The sequence below is a fragment of the Allostella sp. genome, from assembly GCF_041913585.1.
In the GTDB taxonomy this organism is placed as follows: Bacteria; Pseudomonadota; Alphaproteobacteria; order ATCC43930; family Allostellaceae; genus Allostella.
The window spans coordinates 64,051-68,199 of sequence record NZ_JAYSFE010000006.1; the positions used below are offsets into that span (position 1 = coordinate 64,051).

Consider the following 4,149-nt stretch of genomic DNA (forward strand, 5'->3'; position numbering starts at 1 on the left):
GGGCGAGCGCCCGCACCATCGCCGCGTTGGCGACCCGCTGCACGCCCAGCGCCAGTTCCACGACACCGACGCCGAGGCGCTCCGCCAGCGGCCGCATCGCCGCCGCGGCCGCCGCCGGGTCGAGGGTGATGGCGCCGCCGAGCCGCTTGGCCGGGTCGAGGTAGCCGAGCACGGCGTTGGCGTCGGTCACCGTCGGCCTCGTGCCGCCGCGGCCGTAGGCGGCGGGGCCGGGGTCGGCGCCGGCGCTCTCCGGCCCGATCGTCAGGCCGCCGGTGCCGTACTGCACCAGCGAGCCGCCGCCGGCGCCGATCGATTCGACCGCCACCATCGGCTGCCGCACCGGCCGGCCGGCGAGCTTGGAATCCGTCGAGATCTCGGCCGCGCCGCCGACGATGAGGCAGACGTCGGTGGTGGTGCCGCCCATGTCGAAGCTCAGCACCCGGTCGAGGCCGAGTTCGGCCGCGACGCGGGCGGCGGCGGAGACGCCGGCCGCCGGCCCCGACAGTGCCATCGCCAGCGGCCGCCGGGCGGATGCCTCGGGCGAGGCCATGCCGCCGGCCGAGTGCATGACGTGCAGCCGGGCACCCTTCACCTCGCGCTGCAGGCGGTCGAGATAGCGGGCGGCGATCGGCATGACCGAGGCGTTGAGGACGGTCGCCGCCGTGCGCTCGAATTCGCGCGTCTCGGGATTGACCGCGTGCGACAGCGAGAGGTAGGGCGCGACCCCGGCGAGCGCGGCCGCCATCGCCTGCTCGTGCGCGGGGTTGGCGTAGGCGTGCAGCAGCGAGACGGCGACGCTCTCGACCCCGGTCGCGCGGACGGCGGCCGCCGCCGCGGCGAGGGCGGCCGGGCTCGGCTCCAGCACCGGCCGGCCGGCATGGTCCATGCGCTCGGCGAGGCCGACCCGGCGCTCCGGCGGCACCTGCGCCGGCGGGCGGGGCAGGGCGTCGAGGCGGTAGAGGTGCTGGCGCCCGGCGCGGCCGATGTCGAGCACGTCCTCGAACCCGTGGGTGGCGACCAGCGCCACCGGCTCGACCCGGTCCTCGACGATGGCGTTGGTGACGAGCGTCGTGCCGTGGACGAGGTCCGCGACCTCGGCGGGATCGAGGCCCGCGGCGGCGAGTGCCGCCTGGATGCTGGCGACGGGATCGGCGCGCCGGGTCGGCACCTTGATCGAGCGCACTTCGCCGGTCGCGGGGTGCAGCGCCACCAGGTCGGTGAAGGTGCCGCCGATGTCGATGCCGACCTGCCAGCCGGTTTCAGTACGCATTGGCTCGGTTCAGCTTGAGGAGGCGGTGGGCGCCCGAGGTGATCGGCGGGTGGCGCGGCGCCGCGCCGGGGGCGAGGCAGCTCGGCAGGCACTCGATGACGGCGTCGTAGTTCGGCTGGTGGAAGAAGACGAGGCTGATGCGCCGGCTGGCGGCGGCGTCGGCGCGCGCCGGGTTGCCGACCCGGTGCAGCGTCGAAACCCAGCGGTCGTTGGTCCACATCGCCATCAGGTCGCCGATGTTGACGACGAAGCTCTCGGGCCGCGGCCGCACGTCGATCCAGCTGCCGTCGGTGCAGCGCACCTGCAGGCCGCCCGGCCGGTCCTCGGCATGGAGGATGGTCAGGCTGCCATAGTCGGTATGGGCGCCGGCGCGCAGCTGCCCGTCAGCCGGGCCCGCCTCCTGCGCCGGATAGTTGATGACGCGCAGGCTGCCGCACTGGCGGTCGATCTTGTCGGCGAAGAAGCCTTCCGGCAGGTCGAGCGCGACCGCGAAGAGCCGCATCAGGTCGGAGGCGAGCCGCTCCATCGCCCGGAAATACTCCGTGAAGACCGGACGCAGTTCGGCCGGCCGCTCCGGCCAGCGGTTGGCGGCGAAGTGCGGGAAGGCCGCGGGCTGGGTGAAATAGGGATCGTCGCCGGCGTCGACCGGGCCGATGCCGAGATATTCCTTGTAGTCCGGCGGCGCTGCGGCGCCGAGGCTCTTGGCCAGGCTCTCCTCGCCGACGGCCCCCCAGCCGCGGTTGAAGGCGGGGGCGGCGCGGGCGACCTTCGCCTTCTCGTCGCGCGGCAGGTCGAAGAAGGCCCGCGCCTGGGCCCGGGTCGCGTCGACGAGGGCGGCCGGGACGCCGTGCCCGACGATGGTGAGGAAGCCGACCTCCCGGCAGGCGCGGTCGACGGCGCGACCGGCCGCGGTCGCGGCGCCGGGGCGGCCGGCGAGGAAGCCCGCGAGGTCGATCGTCGGGACGGCGGCGGCAAGGGGGGCGGTGTCCGGCATGGCGGTCAGGCTCCGAGATAGGCCTCGCGCACCCGCGGATGGCGGGCGAGGTCGCGCGCCGGGCCGTCGAGCACGATCCGCCCGTTCTCGATGACGTAGGCGCGGTGCGCGACCTCGAGCGCGAGGACGGTGTTCTGCTCGACCAGCAGCACGGTGACGCCGTCGCCGTTGATCTCGGCGATCCGGCGATAGACCTCCTCCGACAGGCGCGGGGCGAGGCCCAGCGACGGCTCGTCGAGCAGCAGCATCCGCGGCCGTGCCATCAGCGCCCGGCCGATCGCCAGCATCTGCTGCTCGCCGCCCGACAGCGACCAGCCGAGCTGGCGCGAGCGTTCCTTCAGGCGCGGGAAGAGGGCGAAGACGCGCTCGAGGTCGGCCGCGGCACTCATGCCCCGACGGCGCCAGATGGTGGTGGCGACATCGAGGTTCTCCATCACCGTCAGGCCCGGGAAGATGCGGCGCCCCTCCGGCACATGGGCGATGCCGCGACGGACCCGGCTCTCGGCCGAGGCGCGGCCCAGCGCCTCCCCCTGGAAGCGGACCTCGCCGCCCTTCGGCCGCAGCAGGCCCGAGATGGTGCGGAGCAGCGTCGTCTTGCCGGCGCCGTTGGCGCCGACCAGCGCCACCACCTCGCGCTCGCCGACGGCGAGCGAGATGCCGTGCAGCGCGTCGATCGCGCCGTAGGCGACGGCGAGGCGGTCAATCTCCAGCATGGCGGTATCCGTGCCCGAGATAGGCTTCCAGGACCTTGGGATCGGCGCGCACCTCGGCCGGCGTGCCCTCGGCGATCTTCTCGCCGAAGCTGATGACCGCGATGCGGTCGGCGACGCGCATCACCAAGCCCATGTTGTGCTCGACCAGCAGCAGCGTCAGGCCCTGCTCGCGCAGGCCCTCGAGCACGGCGCGCAGCCGCTCGACCTCGCCCGAGTTGAGCCCGGCCGCCGGCTCGTCGAGCAGCAGCAGCTTCGGCTCGGAGACGAGCGCGCGGGCGATCTCGACCATGCGCTGGCGGCCGTAGGGCAGCGCGCCGACCAGCCGGTCGGCATCGTCGAGCAGGCCCAGCGTCTCCAGGAGGGCGCGGGCGCGGGACCGGATCTCGGCCGTGCGCCGGCGCACCGCGCCGCCGGCGATCGCCGACCAGACCGACTGCGGCAGCCGGTGATGGGCGCCGACGAGGACGTTCTCCATCACCGTCAGCCGGTGGAAGAGGCGCCCGTTCTGGAAGGTGCGGACCATGCCCGCGGCGGCCACGACATGGGCCGGGGCATCGGTGATGTCGCGATCACCAAAGCGGACCTTGCCGCCGGACGACGGCAGGATGCCGGTGATGACGTTGATGAAGGTGGTCTTGCCGGCCCCGTTCGGCCCGATGACGGAGAAGATCAGGCCCGGCGGCACGGCCAGCGACACCGCCTGGACGGCGCGCACGCCGCCGAAGTTCTTGGACAGCCCGTCGACCGCGAGGATCGGCGTCATCGGCCGCCGCCCCCGATGCGGCGTCCGGCCATGGCGGCGAGGCTGAGGAGCCCCTTGGGCAGGAAGATCAGGATCAGCAGCATCAGGCCGCCGAAGACGATCATGTAGGCTTGGCCCAGGTCGCGCATCAGTTCCGGCATGAAGGTGACGATGACGGCGCCGGCGATGGCCCCCAGGATCGAACCCTCGCCGCCGATGATGAGCATGGCGAGGTAGATGATCGAGTGGCCGAGGTTGAAGTCGTCGGGGGCGACGAAGTTGGTCATGTGGGCGAAGAGGGCGCCCGCCAGCCCGGCATAGGCGGCCGAGAGCGCGAAGGCCTGGACCTTGATGCGGGTGACGCCGACCGAGGCCGCCCCGGTGGCGATCTCGTCGTCGCGCACGGCGATCATGGCGAGCCCGATATGGG

General features: G+C 73.8%; 5 protein-coding genes. All 5 read right to left on the bottom strand.

Going from position 1 to position 4,149, the window contains the following annotated elements:
- A partial coding sequence (locus tag ACE3Q3_RS02490) for a hydantoinase/oxoprolinase family protein (protein ID WP_374441305.1) occupies positions 1–1,270 on the bottom strand: 1,270 nt, incomplete at its 3' end.
- The gene (locus tag ACE3Q3_RS02495; RefSeq protein ID WP_374441308.1) at positions 1,260–2,264 is read right to left on the bottom strand and encodes an isopenicillin N synthase family dioxygenase; all 1,005 of its coding nucleotides are present in this window, start codon (positions 2,262–2,264) and stop codon (positions 1,260–1,262) included. The genes ACE3Q3_RS02495 and ACE3Q3_RS02490, both read right to left, overlap by 11 nt.
- Before the next feature lie 5 nt (positions 2,265–2,269).
- On the bottom strand, positions 2,270–2,977 hold the full coding sequence (locus ACE3Q3_RS02500) for an ABC transporter ATP-binding protein (protein WP_374441312.1): 708 nt from the start codon (positions 2,975–2,977) through the stop codon (positions 2,270–2,272).
- Positions 2,964–3,740, bottom strand: a complete 777-nt coding sequence (locus ACE3Q3_RS02505; protein WP_374441315.1) for an ABC transporter ATP-binding protein — start codon at positions 3,738–3,740, stop codon at positions 2,964–2,966. Before ACE3Q3_RS02505 ends, ACE3Q3_RS02500 begins: the two co-directional genes overlap by 14 nt.
- Positions 3,737–4,149: branched-chain amino acid ABC transporter permease (locus ACE3Q3_RS02510; protein ID WP_374441319.1), on the bottom strand; the 413-nt coding region annotated here is incomplete at its 5' end. The genes ACE3Q3_RS02505 and ACE3Q3_RS02510, both read right to left, overlap by 4 nt.

What these genes read in the sequence shown, in the direction of transcription:
- ACE3Q3_RS02495 (WP_374441308.1), bottom strand. Translation starts at nt 2,264, where the DNA reads ATGCCGGACACCGCCCCCCTTGCCGCCGCCGTCCCGACGATCGACCTC.
- ACE3Q3_RS02500 (WP_374441312.1), bottom strand. Translation starts at nt 2,977, where the DNA reads ATGCTGGAGATTGACCGCCTCGCCGTCGCCTACGGCGCGATCGACGCG.
- ACE3Q3_RS02505 (WP_374441315.1), bottom strand. Translation starts at nt 3,740, where the DNA reads ATGACGCCGATCCTCGCGGTCGACGGGCTGTCCAAGAACTTCGGCGGC.